Source organism: Streptomyces sp. NPDC034111 (assembly GCF_055575375.1).
The window spans coordinates 48,602-67,184 of the sequence record NZ_JBVIST010000026.1 but is presented as its reverse complement, the minus strand read 5'-3'; the positions used below and the strand labels follow the sequence as shown (position 1 = coordinate 67,184).

Sequence of the window (18,583 nt, the reverse complement as noted above, 5' to 3'; positions counted from 1 at the left end):
CGCGGTCGCGGACGAGCCGAAGGCTGCCGCCGACCTCCTCGCGGCCCTCGCCGCAGCAACTGACGGCGCACGAAGCTGACCCTCTCCGGATCGTCCGGCGGACCCCGCAGGGGGAGGGTCGGCCGGGCCCAGGGGTCCCCACGGCGCCAAGTCGCCGTTCTCACCGCATCGTTGCGAGGAAGAACACCATGCCCAAGACGGCATACGTGCGCACCAAGCCGCACCTGAACATCGGCACCATGGGCCATGTCGACCACGGCAAGACCACCCTCACCGCCGCCATCACCAAGGTCCTCAGCGACCGCGGCAGCGGCACCTTCGTGCCGTTCGACCGGATCGACCGGGCCCCGGAGGAGGCCGCCCGCGGCATCACCATCAACATCTCGCACGTCGAGTACGAGACCGGCACTCGGCACTACGCCCACGTCGACATGCCCGGCCACGCCGACTTCATCAAGAACATGGTCACCGGCGCGGCTCAGCTCGACGGCGCGATCCTCGTGGTGTCCGCGCTCGACGGGATCATGCCGCAGACCTCCGAGCATGTGCTGCTCGCCAAGCAAGTCGGCGTACGGCACATCGTCGTCGCCCTCAACAAGGCCGACGCCGGCGACCCGGAGCTCACCGACCTCGTGGAGCTGGAGGTGCGCGAGCTGCTGAGCGCGCACGGCTACGACGGCGATCACGTGCCCGTCGTACGCGTCTCGGGACTGCGCGCCCTGGAGGGCGACCCGCGCTGGACCGGGGCGATCGACGCGCTGCTGGACGCCGTGGACACCTATGTCCCGATGCCCGAGCGGTATGTCGACGCGCCGTTCCTGCTGCCGGTGGAGAACGTCCTGACCATCACCGGCCGTGGCACGGTCGTCACCGGGGCCGTCGAACGCGGCACGGTACGGGTCGGCGACCGGGTCGCGGTCCTCGGCGCGGAGACCGAGACGACGGTCACCGGGCTGGAGACCTTCGGCAAACCGATGGAGTCGGCCGAGGCCGGCGACAACGTCGCGCTGCTGCTGCGCGGACTCCACCGTGACCAGGTTCGCCGCGGGCACATCGTCGCCGCGCCCGGCAGTGTCACACCGCGGCGCCGCTTCACCGCCGAGGTGTATGTGCTCTCCACCGAGGAGGGCGGCCGCCGTACACCGGTCTCCACCGGCTACCGCCCGCAGTTCTACATCCGCACCGCGGACGTGGTCGGCGACCTCGACCTCGGCGACCGGAGCGTCGCCCGCCCCGGTGAGACGGTGACGGTATCGGTCGAACTGGGCCGGGAGGTCCCGCTGGAGCCCGGCCTCGGCTTCGCCATCCGCGAGGGTGGCCGGACCGTCGGCGCCGGCACCGTGCGCACCGTCGAGGAGTGAGCACCGCATGACACCCGGCCGCGCCCCGCACCCTGCCCGGTGTGGGGCGCGGTCGTGCTGTCCGAGGGGCGCACGGAGTGCGACACTGCTCGCCCGGACGGAACAGGACCACGGCACGTGGCCTGGCGCACGCGTCCGGTCGCACCCCGCTCGGGCGACCGGACGGTGCGGGACACGGGAAGGACGGCTCATGGCGGGTACGGCACTGGTCCTGGGCGGCGGCGGGCTCACCGGAATCGGCTGGGAGGTCGGTGTGCTCGCCGGCCTGACGGACGCGGGGATCGGCCTCACCGAGGCCGATGTCGTCATCGGCACCTCCGCCGGATCGATCGTCGGCGCCCACCTCACCTCCCAACAGCACTCCCTGGAGGAGCTGTACGCGCACCAGCTCGCCGCTCCCACCGGCGGGCCGGCCGCCCGGATGGGGCCGGCCGCGTTCGCCCGGTTCGCGGGCATCGCGCTGCGCTCCCGGGACGCGGTCTCGTTCGGCGCGCGGATGGGGAAGCTGGCGCTGGCGGCCCGTACCGCCCCGGAGGCGGAGCAGCGCGCGGCGATCGCCCGGTCCCTCGGCGGCCTGACCGAGTGGCCCGCCCGCCGGCTGATGATCACGGCGGTGGGTGCGGCGACCGGGGAGCGGACCGCCTTCGACGACACCAGCGGCGTGCCACTGCTCGACGCGGTGGGCGCGAGCTGCGCGGTCCCCGGCATCTATCCGCCGGTCACCATCGACGGCACCCGGTGGATCGACGGCGGGGTGCACTCCAGCGCCAATGCCGACCTCGCCGCCGGATACGCCCGGGTGGTGGTCATCGCGCCGATGGCGGTCAGCGGCGGCCCGATCGCCGGTCCGCGCGCCCAGGGCGAGTGGCTGGCGCGACAGGGCGCCCGGGTCTGCGTGATCACCCCTGACCGCGCGGCGCGGGCGGCGTTCGGCCGCAACGTCCTGGACCCCGCCAAACGCCCGGCCGCCGCCCGCGCGGGCCGCCGCCAGGCAGCCATCCACGCCGCCGAGATCCGCAAGCTCTGGTCGGAGTCCGACTGAGCCGTCCGCCACGAACGGGGCGCCTTCGCCGCCCCGGCACAATGGGACGGTGGACGAAGCACCAGAGCCGATACCCGTCACCCGGACCGTGGACTGCGGCACCGCCAAGCTGCTGCCGGACGTCGACCGCCCCCGCGCCTGGCTGCTCACGGTCGACGGCGCACCCCAGTCGTACGTCGACCTCGATGCGCCCACACATCTGGAGTTCGAGTATGTCCGTCGTCTCGCCCATGTACTGGACGAGGTGGCCGCCCCGGGACGGCCGCTCGACGTGCTGCACCTGGGTGGCGGGGCGCTGACCCTGCCGCGTTATCTGGCCGCCACCCGCCCGCACTCCCGGCAGGACGTCGTCGAGGCCGACCGCGGACTGCTCGCCCTGGTGGCGGAAGAGCTGCCGCTGCCCGGCGACTGCGGCGTCACCGTGCATGCGCAGGATGCCCGTACGGCTCTGGAGGCGGCGCCGGCGGACAGCGCCGATGTGATCGTGGCCGATGTCTTCGGCGGCTCCCGGGTGCCCGCCCAGCTCACCTCGGTCGAATACGCCCGGGCCGCCGCCCGGGTGCTGCGCGCGGACGGCTGCTACGCGGCGAACCTCGCGGACAGCGCCCCCTTCGGCTTTCTGCGCGGCCAACTCGCCAATTTCGCCACGGTCTTCGAGCATCTCGCGCTGATCGCCGAGCCCTCGGTGCTGCGCGGCCGCCGCTTCGGCAACGCCGTGCTGCTCGCCTCGCGCGTCGAACTCCCGGTCGCCGCGCTGGCCCGGCGGACGGCTGCCGATGCCTTCCCCGCCCGGGTCGAGCACGGGCCGGCCCTGCGGCGGCTGATCGCGGACGCGGTGCCCGTACGGGATGCCGAGGCGGTGGCGTCCCCGGTGCCGCCGGAGGGGGCTTTCAGCGTGGGCTGACCGGGGGCCGGGGCCGCGGGCATCCGGGCTCGCGTCCGGGAGGCGAGACGGCAGGGGCGCACAAGGTTGGGGTGCGGGCGCCTCTTCACAGCTAAGCTACCGCTAGGTAACATGATCTCATGTCCTCTGAGACCCTGCCGTCGATCGGCGCAATGATGGCGGCCTCCGTGCCGATGGTCCGCACCCTGAACCTCGAGTTCACCGAGACCACCGCCGAGCGTGCCGTGGTCCGCATGCCCGACCAGCCCGACTTCCACAACCACGTCGGCGGGCCGCATGCCGGCGCGATGTTCACCCTCGCCGAGTCCGCGAGCGGTGCCATCGTGATGGCGGCCTTCGGTGACCAGCTCGGCCGCGCGGTGCCGCTGGCCGTGCGCTCCGAGATCGGTTACAAGAAGCTCGCCATGGGGCCGGTCACCGCCACCGCGGAGCTGGGCCGGCCGGTGGCCGAGGTGGTCGCGGAGCTCGACGCGGGCGGGCGGCCGGAGTTCCCCGTCAATGTCGCCCTCACGCGCGAGGACGGCGCCGTCACCGGCGAGATGAGCATCGTGTGGACGCTGCGCCCCAATAAGTGAGCGGATGTGGGGGAGTGAGACGGGTCGCAGGTGGGGGCGGCCGCCGGTGAGTGAGCCGGCCGGCCGCGGAGCCGTGAGCCGTCGGCCGTAGGGCCGTGAGCCGTGGGACGGGCCGCCGAGGCGCCGGATGTCGTGCACCGCACGCGGATTCGGCTCTCGGACGGCGCGATCGAGTACGCTTCCCGGGCGCGCTGCGTCGCGTGAAGGGGAACGACCGGCCCCGGTGTTGCACACCGGGCAACGGCCCACGGGGGCCCTACACCAGCGGAGGAATCGGCGTTGCACATCCAGGAGTGGCTCGAGACGGTACCGGCCGTGAGCGTCTACCTCCTGGTGGGGGTGGTCATCGGGCTGGAGAGCCTCGGCATCCCGCTGCCCGGTGAGATCGTCCTGGTCAGTGCCGCGATCCTGGCCGCGACCCAGGACCACATCAACCCCTATGTGCTGGGCACGTGCGCGTCGGTCGGCGCGATCGTCGGTGACTCCATCGGCTATCTGATCGGACGCAAGGGCGGCCAGCCGCTGCTCCAGTGGGCCGGGCGGAAATTCCCCAAGCACTTCGGCCCCGATCACGTCGCGATGGCCGAGGCGAAGTTCGACAAGTGGGGCATGTGGGCCGTCTTCTTCGGCCGTTTCATCGCGCTGCTGCGGATCTTCGCCGGTCCGCTCGCCGGCGTGCTGAAGATGCCGTACTGGAAGTTCCTGATCGCCAACGTCCTCGGCGGCATCGTCTGGGCGGGCGGCACCACCGCGCTGATCTACACCGTGGGCATCGTCGCCGAGCCGTGGCTCAAGCGCTTCTCGATGTGGGGTCTGGTCGCGGCCGTTCTGTTCGGCATCGGCTCGTTCCTGCTCATGAAGCAGCGTGCGAAGAAGGCGGCCGCGGCGCGCGAGGCGGCCGAGGAGGTCCCGGTCGGCGCGACGGCCGAGTGACCGTACGCCGGCGAGGGGTCTGACCCATCGGACAGGCCCTAGGGGCCGGCAGCGGTACTGCCCCGTCTTTGCGTAGTGCGTGTCTCTTCCCGCGTGCGTTGTTCGTCGCGGCTCAGGGCGTCCGCCAGATGTCGGGGCCGCCGTCGCGCCACTCGAAGACGGCGGTGTCGTCCCAGACGAACGTCGTGGTGTGGAAGCCGGCCCGGCGCAGGATCGCGGCCACCTCACCGGGGCGCCGCGCCCGGCCCAGATCCTGGCCGTAGAGCGTCACACGGCGGCCACCGGTGGACGGCGGATGCACGATCACGGGCGCACGCTTCATCCCTCCACCATGCGACCGGCCCTACGCCGCCGCATCCCGAGCGCGGTCGATGTGTCACTCAGCGTGCCGCTCGCGCACGGCGATGAGCGCCGCACGGGCCGGACCCCGGAGCGTCCCCGAACCGTTCCGGCACTTCAGGAACCCGCCCGCAGCCGTGACAGGAACGGCTCTGCCCGTACGCCGGGATCGTCGGGCTCCCACCAAGGGGAGGCGTCGTCGCGGTCCGGCTTCGGCGCATGGCGGCGCACCGTACGCCGCAGACCCGCGAGCATATTGCGGACCCCGGCGATGAACAGCGGGTCACCGACGAGCTTCTTGGCCACCAGGGCCTTGCGGCAGGCCCGTAGCGCCGCCGCCGGCTCGCCGTGGGCGCGTTCGGTCAGGGCGTCCGCGTACAGGATCGTCGAGTAGAGCCAGAAATCGCCGTCGGAGTGCCGGGCCTCCCAGGCCCGGCGGGCCGCCGCCCGCGCCCGCTCCGCGTCGCGCGGCGCGAGCGCGATGGCGAGCAGCGCCCAGCTGTGCGCGGGCCCCGGGCCGAACCATGGGTCCCTGGACCGGTGCCGGGCGGCCTCCTCCAGGCACGCCACCGCCTCGGCGGTGTCCGAGCGGTACAGCGCCAGCACGCCGTGCGCATGCGCGATACGGGCCAGCCCGTCGGAGTCCGCATGCATCACGGCCGCGGTCCACGCCTGCCCGAGCAGCCCTTCCGCCGCGCCGAGCGCATGTTCCTGCGCCGCCAGATAGCCGGCCAGCCACAGTGCCCGGGCCCGTAGCGCGGTGTCTTCCTGGGAGAGCAGCAGCAGCCGGTCCAGATGGGCCCGCCCCTCGTGGCGGAAGCCGCACGCCGCCCAGTGGAACCACAGCGAGACCGCGATCTCCAGGGCGCTGAGCGCATCCTCCGCGTCCTGGGGCGGACGGGTCAGCGCGGCATCGAAGTTGTGCTGTTCGTCCTCCACCAGCCGCACCGCGACCTGCTGGTTCGGGCCCTGCCAGGTGATCTGCGCCTCGGCCGCGAGCGCCGCGCAGGCCTGCCGGAACCGGCGCAGCGCCGCGGCCTCCTCGCCGGCCCCGCGCAGCTGCGTCCGCCCGAAGTCGCGGGCGGCGCGCGGGAGTCGGTAGCGGGGCGGCAGCGCGGCCCCGGTGTCCTCGTGGACGCTGCCCGCATCGCGTACGCACTCGACGACGGAGGCCCGGCGAAGCCGTTCCAACGCCCCGTCGACCGCGCCCGCAGGAACGTCACTGCTGGCACAGACGCATCCGGCGAGCCAGGGGTCGAAATCACCGGGGAGCACCGAGAGCCTTGCCCAGACCCGTCGGTCGGTGGGGGAGCAGAGGGCGTAGCCGGCGGCGTGCGCGGCGTAGAGCGAGGTGTGCCGTACGCTCGCCGCCGGCCCCGAGTAGAACAGCGCACCGTCCGCGCCCACCTGGGCGGCCAGCTGCGGTAGCGACATCCGGTCCAGCTGGTGTGCGGCCAGCGCGATCGCCAGCGGAGAGCCCTCCAGCGCCTGGCACACCGCGACCAGCAGCTCCGGCGCGGCCGGCCCGGTCCGGGTGGCCAGCAGCTCGACGGCGGGGCCGGCGATCCCCTCGCCCAGCGTCACCGGGAGCGGGGCGATCTCCACGACCCGTTCCTCCGCCAGCCCCAGTGCGCGTCGCGCGGTCGTCACGATCCGCAGCCCCGGCGCGGCCCGCAGCAGCCGCCGAACCAGCCGCGCGCACTCGTCGAGCACCGGATCGCAGTCGTCCAGCAGCACGGTGGCCCGGTGCTGCCGGCAGTACGCGGTGAGCGCGGCGACGGCCGCTCCGCCCAGCAGGGGAGCGCCCGTTGGGGCAGGGGCCGGGACCGGGGCACCGCCCAGCGGGGCGGCGGCCCTCGGCGCGTCCACTCGGTACGCACGGCCGGGCGCCTGCTTGCTGACACAGGGGCGTGCCGTACGACGGGCGAGCGTCCGCGGGGAGTCGCGGCGGACGGCGTCCGACAGCCCCGCCGCACGGAGCAGCGCGGCCAGCAGGCCGCCCTCGGTCAGCCCGTCCCAGCAGGCGACCCGCAGAACCCTGCCGCCGTGCCGGGCGGTGTGCTCGTCCAGGACGGCCCGGGCCAGGACGCTCTTGCCCACTCCGGGGCCACCGGTGAGCGTCACCAGCGGAACGCTGCTGAGCAGCCCGGACATCTGCTCGTGCTCAACGGCCCGTCCCACAACGCCGGGCAGTGGCCCGCAATCGGCCCACGCGGTCATCCGTCATCCCCAACCACGGCACAGCGCCGCGCCCTTCCGAACTGGGAACCAACGATGCCAGAACCGACCGTCCGGTAAACAGGCGGAGGCCGCATCGAACGAGGGAATCACGGACGGTGCGCTTGACGTGACCGGTCGTCTTCCCGATGGCCAGGGGACGGATCACCAGGTCAGAAGGGCCGGGGTCGGCGTCGGGAGGGTGCGGACCGATCTTAAAGTGGTGTCTTTCGACCGGTGGTGCGGTGGCAGCGCGACTGCTCGCGAAGCCCGCGGCCGGCCCAAGGATCCAAGGAGAACGTTCCGATGAAGTGCCTGCGCGTCGGCGCTGCGGTGAGTGTGGTGGCTCTGGGGCTGCTGGCCGGATGCGGTGGCAGGGACATCGTCGACGCCTCGAGCGTGCCCCGGCTGCGGGCGCACGCCGCGGACGCGGTCAACGGCAAACCGCGGATGGTGCCGCCGCGCGGTCCGCGCTCCTCCTTCACCCCGTTCCGTACGACCGGCGACGACGGCACGCAGGTCGTGACGACCAGGTGGCACGGCCGCAAGTCCGGCTTCACCGGCGACATCTGGGCCTGGGTGCCGCCGCAGTACCACCAGCCGAAGTACGCCAGGAGCGCCTTCCCGGTGCTGATCGCACTGCCCGGCGCCTACGGCTATCCGGTCAACTACTGGGCGGGGGCGCCGATCGCGCTGGAGGAGCGGATCGCGGAGTGGTCGCAGCAGGGCAAGACACTGCCGTTCATCGTCGTGATGCCGGTGCTCAACCCCGGCAAGAAGTACTACGACGGCAGCGACATCCCGGGGCAGCCGAAGATGGGCACCTGGCTCACGGAGGACGTGCCGGACTTCGCGCGGGCCAACTTCCGTACGTACGACAGCCGTGACGGCTGGGCCTTCATGGGGTCCTCGTCCGGGGGCTTCGCCGCGCTGAAGGCCGTGCTCAAGCAGCCGGCGAAGTTCAAGGCGGCCATCGTCAACGGCCCTGACACGGCGCCGGATTCGCCGATGTGGCAGGGGTATCCGGCCGAAATGCGCGCCAACGACCCCCGGCATCTGGCGCGTCAGCTGGCCGCGCGGCGGGGCCCGGAGGTGTATCTGGCCTTCGAACTCGGCAGCCTGGAGGCCGCGGTGCCCGATGTGAAGCGCTTCATCAGGGACTACACGGGCGGGCCGGTCCACTCCACGCTCTTCGAAATACCGGACGGGGTGCACAGCGCTCAGACCTACATGCAGCGCATGGCCGAATCCCTGCACTGGATCAGCGAGCAGATGCAGGGCCCGGTGCCCTGATGCCCCGTCGCCTGGCCGGCCGCACGGCAGGACCCCTCCTGTTGCCGTCGCCGGACGGTCCGTAAGAATTGTCGGTGATCCGGCCGGTGGGCGCGGCCGGTAGCGAGGTGTGCCCGTGCCCGCTGGAGGGAGAGCGTTGCGGTATCTGCGAGCGGCCGGCCTGGTGCTGGCCGTCCCGGTTCTGGTGGCCGTGGGGCTCACGGCGGGCAGCCGGTGGCTGGGGGAGCGGGACGCGACCAGCGAGGTGAACGGCAGGACCGACGCCGTCCCGCGCGATGAGGTCGCCCGCTCGATCTCGGGCCATCTGTCGCTGCCGGTGATCCCCCGCGGACCGCGCTCGGTCGACTGCGCAAAGGACCTGCGCGCGGTCAGGGGCGCATGGACCCGTTGCACGGCCCACTATCTGCGGGGGACCGACCGCGGGATGACCGTACGGGTCGTCCGGGTAGGCGACGGCCGGATCACATATGTGCATGACGTGCCACACCGCTGAGGGCTGCGGACCGGAGCCCTGCGGCCCGCTGCCGCGCCGCTGACCGGGCCCGGCGCCGGATCGTCCGGGGCCGGCTCAGCCCTCGGTGTCCGTGACCGCCTCCCGGTGTTGCGCGGCCAGTTCCCGGTACATCGTGGCATTGACCTTGATGAGTTCGCGCTCTTCGTCGGTCAGTTCACGCTTGACCTTCGCCGGCACCCCGGCGACCAGGGAGCCGGGCGGCACCCGCATGCCCTGCGGGACCAGTGCCTGCGCGGCGACCAGCGAGCCCGCGCCGATGTGCGCACCGTTCAGGACCGTGGCGCCCATGCCGATCAGCACATCGTCCTCGACGGTGCAGCCGTGCAGCACCGCGTTGTGACCGACGGAGACCCGTGCGCCGACGGTCACCGGGAAGCCGGGATCGACATGGACCGTGCAGTTGTCCTGCACATTGCTGTCGGCGCCGAGCACGATCGGGCCGCAGTCGGCCCGCAGCACCGCGTGGTACCAGACGCTGGCGCCCGCGGCCAGCGTGACGTTGCCGAGCACCACGGACGTAGGGGCGGTGAACGCCTCCTGGGCGATCCTCGGCTCCTCGCCGCCCACCTGGGAAATCAAAGCCCGCTGTGCCATGTCCGGATCTCCTTGCCGCCGCTGCGTCGCGCCAACAGCACCGTAGACGACGGGCGCAGCGCCGGACGGGGGCGGCGGGCGGTGGGGCGAAGATCACAGCCCGGCGCGCGGCCGGTCGCCCGGCGGGCCGATTACGGTGTGCGGGTGCCGATAAACAAGAACGTGTTCTCATCCGTGACGGCGTGGCGGCGCCGGGCCGTCTCGCGCGCCGTCCACCGCGGTGCGCGCTGGATGAGGGACGCCGCGGCCGTGACGGCCGAGTGTCCGGGCCCGTACCGCTTCCGCCGGATCGGCCCCGGCACCCGGCTCGCGTTCCCGCAGGGCACGGTCTTCGGCGACCCGTGGATCGAGATCGGCGACCACTGCATCATCGCGCAGGACGTCACGCTGACGGCCGGCATGATGCCTGACCTCGATCTGGGGGCTGAGCCGATCCTCACGCTGGGGAACGGTGTGGTGCTCGGCCGCGGCAGCCATGTGATCGCGGATGTCCGGCTGACGATCGGCGATGACTGCTTCTTCGGCCCCGGTGTCTACGTCACCACCACCAACCACAGTTACGACGACCCCGAGGTACCGGTCGGCAAGCAGTGGCCGCGCACCGACCCGGTCGCCATCGGCTCCGGCAGCTGGATCGGCACCGGGGCGGTGATTCTGCCCGGGGCGCGACTGGGGCGGAATGTGGTGGTGGCGGCGGGCGCGGTGGTCCGCGGCGAGGTCCCCGACCATGCGGTGGTCGCCGGCGCGCCCGCCAAGGTCGTACGCCGCTGGGACCCGCAGCAGGGCTGGCAGCCGCCGCTGCGGACGCCCGCGCCGGTGCCGATCCCCGAGGGCGTCACACCGCAGCAGCTGGTCGCGCTGGAGGAGTGGCAGGAGGCCGGGGCCGGGGAGGCGCAGGGAGCCTCCTGAACCGCCGTCAGCGTCTCAGCGGTTGCCGCTTCCGTCAGCCGCCGGAGGCGAGCAGGACCGAGCCGACCACGGCGAGCGAGGCGCCCGCCGTCTGTATCGCCCGCATCCGCTCCTTGAGGACACCGAGCGCGGCGAGCGCGGTGACGACCGGGTAGAGGGAGGCGAGCACCGCGGCCATGGTGACCGGGCCGTGCTGGGCGGCGATGGAGTACGTGCCGTTGGCGGCGACATCGGCGATACCGACGAAGGCCAGCATGGGCAGCGAGCCCCGGATGGCCGCGAGCCCGCCCTCGGGCAGCGCCGGGGTGCCGCGCCGCACAGATGCGTAGAGCGCCGCGCCGCCGACGGCGACATTGCACACCCGCTGGACGAACAGGGCGAGGAACAGCCCGGTGACGGTCGTGGACGCCTCCGCGATCAGGGCCATCACCGCACCGAAGCCGAGCGCCGAGATCAGCGTCAGTACGAGCGTCTGACGGGCGATCGAGGCGCCGCTGACCCGGGGGCCGCCGGCCAGCAGGACGCCGACCACGGCCACCACCATGCCGAGGGCCTGGAGCAGCCCCGGCCGCTCGCCCGCCACGATCCCGACGCCGAGCGGTACCAGTACGGTGCCGACCGAGGCGAGCGGGGAGACCACGCCCATCGGGCCGAGCGCCAGGGCGCGGTAGAAGCAGAGCATCGCGGCGGGCCCGACGACACCGGCCCCGACCGCGAACCACATCTGCGGTCCGGCCTCCCGCCAGCCGCCGGTGGCCACCACGACGGCGCCGAGTGCGACAGCGGCCAGCGTCTGCGAGATGACCACCACGGTCAGCGCCTGGAGCCGTCGGGTGAGCAGTCCGCCGCCGAAATCGGCGACCCCCCACAGCAGGCTGGTGGCCAGGGCGAAGACCGCTGTCATGGTGAAACCTCGCAGTACAGTGAACCGGACGCTGAAGTACACCACACCGTAGTGCATCAAACTGAACTGCTCCATCAAATATATTGGCCTTCGACTTGGACGGACCGTGACGGATCTCGACCAGCTCACGCAGTCGCTCGCCCGCAATCTCAAGCACTGGCGCGCCGAACGCGGCTTCACCCTCGACGCGCTGGCGGCCCGTGCCGGGGTGAGCCGCGGCATGATCATCCAGATCGAGCAGGCCCGTACGAATCCGAGCGTGGGGACCACCGTCAAGATCGCCGACGCCCTCGGCGTCAGCATCACCACGCTCCTCGACTACGAGCAGGGCCCACAGGTACGCATCGTGCCGCCCAGCGAGGCCGTCCGGCTGTGGTCCACCGAGGCCGGCAGCTTCACCACGCTCCTCGTAGGTGCGGAGGCGCCTGGGCCGTACGAACTGTGGGACTGGCGGCTGATGCCCGGCGACAGCAGCGCCTCCGATCCGCATCCGCCCGGCAGCGTCGAGCTGATCCATGTCCGGGCCGGCACCCTGACGCTCGTCGTGGACGAGGTGGAGCACGAGGTACCGGCCGGCGCCTCGGCGACCTTCGAGGCCAAGGTCGCGCACGGCTACCGCAACGACGGCAGCGAGCCGGTCGAGATGACCATGTCCGTGATCATCCCGCCCGCCCACTGAGACCGCCCGCCGAGGCGCGGGCGCGACTGTTAGCTTGGCGGGTATGCCCGTGCCGATGGATGCTTTCGACGATGTCCGGCCCGCCGTCGAGTGCCTGGACCTGCTGACCGTGCCGGTAGCCGCCGCGATCCGCGGCTGGAGCGGATCCGTACCGGTCCAGGAGCTGCGCTACGTCGACACGGATCCGTCCATCGCGGACACCGCCCTGCTCGTCGAGCACTACGGCCCCTGGCTGCTGGAGCAGTCCGCGAACTGCGTGGTGGTGGCCGGCAAGCGCGGTGGCGAGACCACGCTGGCCGCCTGTGTCGTGCTCTCGCACACCCGCGTCGACGTCAATGGCGTCGTACGTCGTCAACTGGGCGCCCGCAAGGCGTCGTTCGCGCCGATGGACACGGCGGTCAGCGACAGCGGAATGGAGTACGGCGGCATCACCCCGATCGGTCTGCCCGCCGAATGGCCGCTCCTGGTGGACGCCGCCGTCGCCGACGTCCCGTACGCGCTGATCGGCAGCGGCGGCCGACGCGGCAAGCTCATCGTGCCCGGCAAGGCGCTGGCCGAACTCCCGGGCGCCACGGTCCTGGACGGCCTCGGCGTCGCGTAGCGGCGTACCAGGCTGCTCGGCTCATCCGGCGGTCCGGCTCGTCCGGCCCTTCGCCGGCGCGCGGCACCGGATCCGGTGGATCGATCACGGTGCGCGTTCGCCGGACGGCCGCAGATCCAGCGACAGCGGGATCGAGTGCTCGGTGAAGCCCAGGCTCCGGTACAGCGCCTCGGCGCCCTCGGTGGCATGCAGATCGACCCTGCTCACGCCCCGCTCCGCGAACCAACCGAGCAGTGCCTCGGTCGTGGCGCGCGCGTACCCACGGCCCCGATAGCGGGGATCCGTACAGACATTGAAGACGAATCCGAACCGCCCGGCCGGGTGCCCGGGCGCCGGCAGCCGCTCCTCGACGGTCCCGACCGCGCACGCCGCCAGATGCGGGCCGCCGGGCTCGTCACCCGCCACCACGAAGGCACCCAGCCGCGCGTCCGGCCCGGCCAGCAGCCGGCGCGCCATCGCCTCCGCGTCCCGCTCCCAACTCCCGGGCGTGTCCTGCCCGTTCATCGCGAGGAACATGAGTCGGCGCAGCCGTATGAGCTCGGCGGCATCCTCGGGAACGGCGGCCCGTATCGTGATCATGCACGGACGCTAGCGCACCGGGGACTCAGCCCAAACGGGGTATCTCAATAGCCGGGCAACGGTCCATGACCATGGCAAGACCGGCCGCGCGGGTGCGGTGAAAGGCGGCGTCGTCCCGGACACCGAGCTGGAACCACACGGCCTTCGCCCCGGCGGTGACGGCTTGGTCGGCGATGTCTCCGGCGAGGTCGCTGCGCACGAAGACGTCGACGACATCGATCTTGAAGGGGACGGCATCGAGGGAGGGATACCCCACTTCCCCGTGCACCGCCTCGGCTTTCGGATGCACGGGGACGATCCGCTTGCCGTAACGCTGTAGCACCTCCGCGACACCGTACGCGGCCCGCTGCCGGTTCGAGGACAACCCCACGACCGCCCAGGTGTCTCCGAGCTCGGTGAGGATCCTGCGGATGGCCGCCTGGTCGTCGTACATGGGTGCCTCCTGTGGTCCGTGGTCCCGCTTCTGGACAACGGGTGGCCGGCCGTCCTGATTCCCGCCGGGGCGAGTGGGGGCCGACAAGGACACCATTCCGTGTGCTTCTGCTCTCGGGAGCACACGGAAGACACCCCTAGGTAAGGGCCGATTCATGGTCCTCGGACGCGATCTTGGGGAGGAGAACGACTCCCCAGGTGACGAGTACCGCGCCAAGGGCCTCGGGGATGAGCCACCATCCGCCGCGCACGCGGTCCCCGTAGACCAGAATCCCCAGCGCCAGGCTGGCCAGTGCCTCGCCGAGCGTCAGAGCGGGCTGGGACGCGATCAGCGGTCCGGACCCCATCGCGTTGGCCAGCAGCAGCAACGAACAGCCGCCGGCTGCCACGAAGCCGTAGGTTTGCCAACTGGCCCAGAAGGCACCGGCTCCGTGCTGCCCGAAGGTGTCGGCGGAGGACTTCATCAACGTTGCGGTGAGCGCGTAGCCGATCGCGGACGCCGAGCCGAAGAGCGCCGCGCGGGCCCGCCCGCGGGGGCGTGGCAGGGCGGCCAGTGCGCAGGCCAGCATGCTGCCTCCGGACGCGAGCAGCGCCAGAACCCACAGGCCGGCGGTGACGGCGCCGTCCCCCTCGGTCGGTGACGCGGCGGCCAGTCCCAGGCCGAGGCCGGCGGCGATCATGAATGCCGCTCGCCAGCCGACCGCGGGCAGTCCGCGCCGGGCGATCAGGCAGGCGATCAGAAGGGTGAAGGGCAGCTCGGTGACGAGAATGGGCTGCACCAGGGAGAGCGAGCCCAGGCGCAGGGCGAGAGCCTGGCAGGCCGCGGCCCCCACGATGATCGCGACCCCGCCGAGCCATGCGGAGCTGCGCAGGAGATGGGGCAACAGCCGAACGCTGAAGGCCTCATCGAGAGGTACGCGTTGCGCCGCGATCCGCTGCAACACGGTGCCGGTGGCGTTGCCAATGGCCGCAAGGAGGGCGAACAGCGCGGAGACCGCGGGCGTCAACGGGCGGTTCCTCCGAATCACATGAGGGGTGTACGGCCCCGCCCCTCCCCCCCCACAGCAAACGCCCCGCCCGAAGGGGAAGACGGGCGGGGCGGGTTCGGGTGCTGGTGGGTCAGGGGGCGGTGCGGGAGATGCCACTGGTGGCGAGGCCGGCTCCGACGACGGCGTTGCCGGCGGCGCGGGCCGGCTTGCCGATGGCGCGGCCGCCGCTGCCCACCGGCTCGGCCCCGCCGGCGCCGGTGCCCGGGCGCAGCGGCCCGGTCGCCTCCCGGGCCCCGTCCGAGGCGTCGGAGGTTCCGGCCAGCGCCGCGCGCAGTTCCTCGGTGTCCACCAGCATGCTCACCGGGCCGGTCGGGTTGAGGTACAGGGCGTGCCCCGGCGGCAGCTGCTCGACGAGGTCGGCCACCGGGCGCCGGTCGTAGAGCAGCCGGCCCACGGATTCGAGGTAGGTCTCCGAGGTGTAGACGGGGATCACCGGGGTGCCTTCGGGCGAGGCGGCGGCCAGCGGGGTACCGGTCGCCGTGACCAGGACGGATACCTCAGCGCCCGCCAGCGCCTCGGAGACGTCCTGCCCGGGGCCGTACCCGGTTGCCGCGAGCTGCAACGCACGGTCCACCGGGTCGGTCGGCTCCGACCAGTCCAGCATCTGCGGGGACGGCCGGTACTCCGGGTTGTCCCGCCACTCCACGATGTCCCCGGAGGAGTCCGAGCGCCACTGTCCGATCAGTGCCCAGAGCGGTGGTGGGCCCTCGCCCTGCCAGGTCAGATCCACCATGGCCAGCCAGTGATCGGGCGCATTGCGTGCCGCCTCGACGACCTCTGGTGGAGGCTCGGGCATCTCCTCGCCCGTCACGGGAACGCCCGCCGTCATCGCCGACTGTGTGCTCTCTTCCATGCAGCCCTCCGCCAACCCGACGTTCGATCCTCCGTGTACGAGCGGGGCCCCGGAAACACGAGGCTCTCGCACTGGCCTCACAGTGCCTACGGGCGGCGCGGACGTCTCCCCGACGCACCGTGCGGACGGTGTGCGTACGCCGCCTGGCCGTGCCGACTGCGCCCGTACGGCGGATACCCGCGCCCTTACGGCGGACAGCCCAGCGCGGCGCGGGCCACCAGGACCGGGCCCCCGGCTGTCAGAGGGGCCGCATAGGCTGGTGCGATGCAGGAGCAGTACCGCACGCTCGCGCGCGAGGGTGTCCACGAGATCGAGATCAACAAGTCCCGCTTCATCTGCGCGCTCGCGCCGGTCGCCACCGAGACCGAGGCCCAGGACTTCATCGCGCGCATCCGCAAGGAGCACCCGGCCGCCCGGCACCACTGCTGGGCGTATGTGCTCGGGGCCGACGGCGGCGTCCAGAAGGCGAGCGACGACGGTGAGCCGGGCGGCACCGCGGGCGTTCCGATGCTCCAGATGCTGGTGCGGCGCGAAGTGCGGTATGTCGTCGCCGTCGTCTCCCGGTACTTCGGCGGCATCAAGCTCGGTGCGGGTGGGCTCATCAGGGCGTACGGCGGTGTCGTCGGTGAGGCGCTGGATGCGCTCGGGACGGTTGTCCGGCAGCGCTTCCGGCTGGTCACGGTCACCGTCGACCACCAGCGCGCGGGCCGGGTGGAGAACGACCTGCGGACGACGGGGCGGACGGTGCGCGAGGTGACGTACGGGGCGGAGGTGCGGATCGAGGTCGGGCTGCCGGAGGCCGAACTGGACACCTTCCGTGCCTGGCTCGCGGACGCGACGGCCGGTACGGCACGGCTGGAGCTGGGCGGGGAGGCGTACGGCGAGATCTGAGGGGAGCTGAGGGGGCCCTGAGGGGGAGCTGACAGGGGCTGCCGACGGGGATCGCCGGGCGGGACCGGTGGGGAAAGTCGGCCCGGGCCGGTGCGTTCGCGCGGCGCGCGTGTCAGCCTGTGGCGCGGCGATTACGGCCGCGGAACCGGTGGGTGCGCCGGCACGAGAAGGGGCTGACCGATGCCTGAACTCCTCGATGAGCGCGTGGGATTCGTCCGCAGGATCGGCCTGTTCCAGGCCACCGCCCTCAACATGAGCCAGATGTGCGGCATCGGCCCGTTCGTGACCATCCCGCTGATGGTCGCCGCGTTCGGCGGGCCGCAGGCCGTTATCGGGTTTCTCGCCGGCGCGGTGCTGGCGCTCGCGGACGGGCTGATCTGGGCCGAGCTGGGTGCTTCGCTGCCCGGGGCGGGCGGCAGCTATGTCTATCTGCGGCAGGCGTTCCAGTACCGCACCGGGAAGCTGATGCCGTTTCTGTTCGTCTGGACGGCGATGCTGTTCATCCCCCTCGGGATGTCCACCGGCGTGATCGGGTTCGTCCAGTACCTGGGGTATCTGTGGCCGGAGATGAGCCAGGGGCAGGGTGATCTGGTCGGCATCGTCGTCACGGTGGGCGTCCTCGTGCTGCTGTGGCGCCGGGTGGAGAACATCGCCCGGCTCACCGTCGTCCTGTGGACGGTGATGATCGCCTCGGTTGCCCTGGTCATCGTCGCCGCCTTCACCCACTTCAGCCCCGAGCGCGCCTTCAGCTACCCCGCGCACGCCTTCGAGCTGACGGCAAGCCACTTCTGGACCGGCTTCGCCGCCGGCCTGACGATCGGCATCTACGACTACCTCGGCTACAACACCGTGGCGTACATGGGCGCCGAGATCAGACAGCCAGGACGCACCATTCCGCGCGCCGTCATCTCCGCGATCCTCGGCATCATGGCGATCTATCTGCTGCTACAGATCGGCACCCTGGGCATCGTCCACTGGCAGGACATGCTCGACCCGCACTCCACGGCGTCCTCGTCGGTCGCCTCCGCCGTACTGGAGAAGGCCTGGGGCAAGGGCGCCGCCGACACCGTCACGGTGCTCATCCTCATCACAGCCGTCGCCTCCGTCTTCACCGGACTCCTCGGCGGCTCACGGGTCCCCTACGACGCCGCCCGTGACCGGGTCTTCTTCCGCCCGTACGCCAAGCTCCACCCGCGCCACCGCTTCCCCGTCCTGGGCCTGCTCACCATGGGGGCGGTGATGGCCGCGGGCTTCCTCATCGGGCGGCACACCGACCTGGCCACCCTCATCCAGCTGCTGACCACCGTCATGGTGCTCGTGCAGTCGCTGGCCCAGATCGCCGCGGTCACCGTGCTGCGCCGTCGTCAGCCGGGGCTGCGCCGTCCGTACCGGATGTGGCTCTATCCGCTGCCGAGCATCGTGGCGCTGGCCGGCTGGCTGGTGATCTACGGCTGTGCGGACGTGAACGCGCCCGGCAGGCATCCCATCGAATGGTCGCTGGCGTGGGTCGCCGCGGGTGCGGTGGCCTTCCTGCTGTGGGCCCGTTACGAGAAGGAGTGGCCGTTCGGGCCGAAGCGGATCGACGAGGGGTATCTGCACGGGGCGGATCCGGATACCGAGGAGGCGGCCGGGGGAGTGGGGAGAGCGGGGGGAGCGGGCGGGGCTGAGGGGGCGGTGGGGGCGGCCGGCTGACGGTTCCTCAACCGGTGCGCCGCTGCGTACGTACGGGCCGCCGGGCACGGACCGCTGAGTGTCCGACCGCTGAGCATCGGACCCCTGAGCATCGGACCGCCGAGCATCGGAATGCCGCGCTTGAGGACGGGGGCGGCAGTGCGGTGCTCCCGCACTCATGGGCCCGTTGTGGTCGAAGCGGTCGAATAATGGCAGAAAGGGAGGAATGCCGGGATACGGTAC

General features: G+C 72.2%; 20 protein-coding genes. 12 read left to right on the top strand and 8 right to left on the bottom strand.

What is annotated here, in order from left to right:
• The first annotated feature begins 188 nt into the window (after nt 1-188).
• From tuf to ACZ55A_RS34635, 5 genes are all read left to right on the top strand, one after another.
• The gene (tuf, locus tag ACZ55A_RS34655; protein WP_468848746.1) at nt 189-1,361 is read left to right on the top strand and encodes an elongation factor Tu; all 1,173 of its coding nucleotides are present in this window, start codon (nt 189-191) and stop codon (nt 1,359-1,361) included.
• A 190-nt stretch (nt 1,362-1,551) separates the two neighbouring features.
• Nucleotides 1,552-2,403, top strand: coding sequence for a patatin-like phospholipase family protein (locus tag ACZ55A_RS34650; protein ID WP_468848745.1), 852 nt, complete (start codon nt 1,552-1,554; stop codon nt 2,401-2,403).
• A gap of 49 nt (nt 2,404-2,452) precedes the next feature.
• Entirely contained in the window at nt 2,453-3,307 is an 855-nt protein-coding gene (locus ACZ55A_RS34645; protein WP_468848743.1) for a spermidine synthase, read from the top strand.
• Between the two features lie 119 nt (nt 3,308-3,426).
• Entirely contained in the window at nt 3,427-3,882 is a 456-nt protein-coding gene (locus ACZ55A_RS34640; RefSeq protein ID WP_468848742.1) for a DUF4442 domain-containing protein, read from the top strand.
• A 279-nt stretch (nt 3,883-4,161) separates the two neighbouring features.
• Nucleotides 4,162-4,815, top strand: coding sequence for a DedA family protein (locus ACZ55A_RS34635; protein ID WP_468848741.1), 654 nt, complete (start codon nt 4,162-4,164; stop codon nt 4,813-4,815).
• Between the two features lie 112 nt (nt 4,816-4,927).
• Here ACZ55A_RS34635 and ACZ55A_RS34630 read toward each other — a convergent pair whose 3' ends face one another.
• Entirely contained in the window at nt 4,928-5,137 is a 210-nt protein-coding gene (locus ACZ55A_RS34630) for a hypothetical protein (protein WP_468848739.1), read from the bottom strand.
• Between the two features lie 134 nt (nt 5,138-5,271).
• Nucleotides 5,272-7,308 (bottom strand): ATP-binding protein, encoded by a 2,037-nt coding sequence (locus ACZ55A_RS34625; RefSeq protein WP_468848738.1) that lies wholly within the window; start codon nt 7,306-7,308, stop codon nt 5,272-5,274.
• Nucleotides 7,309-7,677: 369 nt separating this feature from the next.
• Between ACZ55A_RS34625 and ACZ55A_RS34620 the strand changes: the two genes are divergently transcribed.
• Both ACZ55A_RS34620 and ACZ55A_RS34615 read left to right on the top strand, forming a co-directional pair.
• Nucleotides 7,678-8,664, top strand: a complete 987-nt coding sequence (locus ACZ55A_RS34620; protein ID WP_468848736.1) for an alpha/beta hydrolase — start codon at nt 7,678-7,680, stop codon at nt 8,662-8,664.
• A gap of 136 nt (nt 8,665-8,800) precedes the next feature.
• Nucleotides 8,801-9,157, top strand: a complete 357-nt coding sequence (locus ACZ55A_RS34615) for a DUF4333 domain-containing protein (protein ID WP_468848735.1) — start codon at nt 8,801-8,803, stop codon at nt 9,155-9,157.
• A 75-nt stretch (nt 9,158-9,232) separates the two neighbouring features.
• Here ACZ55A_RS34615 and ACZ55A_RS34610 read toward each other — a convergent pair whose 3' ends face one another.
• Nucleotides 9,233-9,772, bottom strand: a complete 540-nt coding sequence (locus ACZ55A_RS34610) for a gamma carbonic anhydrase family protein (protein ID WP_468848734.1) — start codon at nt 9,770-9,772, stop codon at nt 9,233-9,235.
• 144 nt (nt 9,773-9,916) lie between these two features.
• Here ACZ55A_RS34610 and ACZ55A_RS34605 point away from each other — a divergent pair, with 144 nt between their 5' ends.
• Nucleotides 9,917-10,681, top strand: a complete 765-nt coding sequence (locus tag ACZ55A_RS34605; RefSeq protein WP_468848733.1) for an acyltransferase — start codon at nt 9,917-9,919, stop codon at nt 10,679-10,681.
• Between the two features lie 34 nt (nt 10,682-10,715).
• Here the strand turns inward: ACZ55A_RS34605 and ACZ55A_RS34600 are convergent, their stop codons facing one another.
• Complete coding sequence (locus tag ACZ55A_RS34600) at nt 10,716-11,585, bottom strand: EamA family transporter (protein WP_468848799.1); 870 nt, start codon at nt 11,583-11,585, stop codon at nt 10,716-10,718.
• 106 nt (nt 11,586-11,691) lie between these two features.
• Here ACZ55A_RS34600 and ACZ55A_RS34595 point away from each other — a divergent pair, with 106 nt between their 5' ends.
• On the top strand, nt 11,692-12,264 hold the full coding sequence (locus ACZ55A_RS34595) for an XRE family transcriptional regulator (RefSeq protein WP_468848731.1): 573 nt from the start codon (nt 11,692-11,694) through the stop codon (nt 12,262-12,264).
• 43 nt (nt 12,265-12,307) lie between these two features.
• Nucleotides 12,308-12,865: a YbaK/EbsC family protein gene (locus tag ACZ55A_RS34590; RefSeq protein ID WP_468848729.1), complete on the top strand. Its 558-nt coding sequence runs from the start codon at nt 12,308-12,310 to the stop codon at nt 12,863-12,865.
• 84 nt (nt 12,866-12,949) lie between these two features.
• On the opposite strand, the gene ACZ55A_RS34585 is transcribed toward ACZ55A_RS34590, so the two are convergent.
• The 4 genes from ACZ55A_RS34585 to ACZ55A_RS34570 all read right to left on the bottom strand — a co-directional run bounded on the left by ACZ55A_RS34585 (nt 12,950) and on the right by ACZ55A_RS34570 (nt 15,778).
• On the bottom strand, nt 12,950-13,444 hold the full coding sequence (locus tag ACZ55A_RS34585) for a GNAT family N-acetyltransferase (RefSeq protein WP_468848728.1): 495 nt from the start codon (nt 13,442-13,444) through the stop codon (nt 12,950-12,952).
• A 25-nt stretch (nt 13,445-13,469) separates the two neighbouring features.
• Nucleotides 13,470-13,877 carry a CoA-binding protein gene (locus ACZ55A_RS34580; protein ID WP_468848727.1) on the bottom strand — a complete coding sequence of 136 codons (408 nt, stop codon included), beginning with the start codon at nt 13,875-13,877 and terminating at the stop codon, nt 13,470-13,472.
• 136 nt (nt 13,878-14,013) lie between these two features.
• Nucleotides 14,014-14,883: a DMT family transporter gene (locus ACZ55A_RS34575; RefSeq protein ID WP_468848725.1), complete on the bottom strand. Its 870-nt coding sequence runs from the start codon at nt 14,881-14,883 to the stop codon at nt 14,014-14,016.
• A gap of 112 nt (nt 14,884-14,995) precedes the next feature.
• On the bottom strand, nt 14,996-15,778 hold the full coding sequence (locus ACZ55A_RS34570; protein ID WP_468848724.1) for a type VII secretion system-associated protein: 783 nt from the start codon (nt 15,776-15,778) through the stop codon (nt 14,996-14,998).
• A 264-nt stretch (nt 15,779-16,042) separates the two neighbouring features.
• Between ACZ55A_RS34570 and ACZ55A_RS34565 the strand changes: the two genes are divergently transcribed.
• Both ACZ55A_RS34565 and ACZ55A_RS34560 read left to right on the top strand, forming a co-directional pair.
• On the top strand, nt 16,043-16,669 hold the full coding sequence (locus ACZ55A_RS34565; protein ID WP_468848722.1) for a YigZ family protein: 627 nt from the start codon (nt 16,043-16,045) through the stop codon (nt 16,667-16,669).
• Nucleotides 16,670-16,849: 180 nt separating this feature from the next.
• Entirely contained in the window at nt 16,850-18,361 is a 1,512-nt protein-coding gene (locus ACZ55A_RS34560) for an APC family permease (RefSeq protein ID WP_468848721.1), read from the top strand.
• Nucleotides 18,362-18,583: the final 222 nt, after the last annotated feature.

What these genes read in the sequence shown, in the direction of transcription:
- tuf (WP_468848746.1), top strand. Translation starts at nt 189, where the DNA reads ATGCCCAAGACGGCATACGTGCGCACCAAGCCGCACCTGAACATCGGC.
- ACZ55A_RS34650 (WP_468848745.1), top strand. Translation starts at nt 1,552, where the DNA reads ATGGCGGGTACGGCACTGGTCCTGGGCGGCGGCGGGCTCACCGGAATC.
- ACZ55A_RS34640 (WP_468848742.1), top strand. Translation starts at nt 3,427, where the DNA reads ATGTCCTCTGAGACCCTGCCGTCGATCGGCGCAATGATGGCGGCCTCC.
- ACZ55A_RS34630 (WP_468848739.1), bottom strand. Translation starts at nt 5,137, where the DNA reads ATGAAGCGTGCGCCCGTGATCGTGCATCCGCCGTCCACCGGTGGCCGC.
- ACZ55A_RS34625 (WP_468848738.1), bottom strand. Translation starts at nt 7,308, where the DNA reads ATGTCCGGGCTGCTCAGCAGCGTTCCGCTGGTGACGCTCACCGGTGGC.
- ACZ55A_RS34620 (WP_468848736.1), top strand. Translation starts at nt 7,678, where the DNA reads ATGAAGTGCCTGCGCGTCGGCGCTGCGGTGAGTGTGGTGGCTCTGGGG.
- ACZ55A_RS34610 (WP_468848734.1), bottom strand. Translation starts at nt 9,772, where the DNA reads ATGGCACAGCGGGCTTTGATTTCCCAGGTGGGCGGCGAGGAGCCGAGG.
- ACZ55A_RS34600 (WP_468848799.1), bottom strand. Translation starts at nt 11,585, where the DNA reads ATGACAGCGGTCTTCGCCCTGGCCACCAGCCTGCTGTGGGGGGTCGCC.
- ACZ55A_RS34590 (WP_468848729.1), top strand. Translation starts at nt 12,308, where the DNA reads ATGCCCGTGCCGATGGATGCTTTCGACGATGTCCGGCCCGCCGTCGAG.
- ACZ55A_RS34585 (WP_468848728.1), bottom strand. Translation starts at nt 13,444, where the DNA reads ATGATCACGATACGGGCCGCCGTTCCCGAGGATGCCGCCGAGCTCATA.
- ACZ55A_RS34580 (WP_468848727.1), bottom strand. Translation starts at nt 13,877, where the DNA reads ATGTACGACGACCAGGCGGCCATCCGCAGGATCCTCACCGAGCTCGGA.
- ACZ55A_RS34570 (WP_468848724.1), bottom strand. Translation starts at nt 15,778, where the DNA reads ATGGAAGAGAGCACACAGTCGGCGATGACGGCGGGCGTTCCCGTGACG.
- ACZ55A_RS34565 (WP_468848722.1), top strand. Translation starts at nt 16,043, where the DNA reads ATGCAGGAGCAGTACCGCACGCTCGCGCGCGAGGGTGTCCACGAGATC.
- ACZ55A_RS34560 (WP_468848721.1), top strand. Translation starts at nt 16,850, where the DNA reads ATGCCTGAACTCCTCGATGAGCGCGTGGGATTCGTCCGCAGGATCGGC.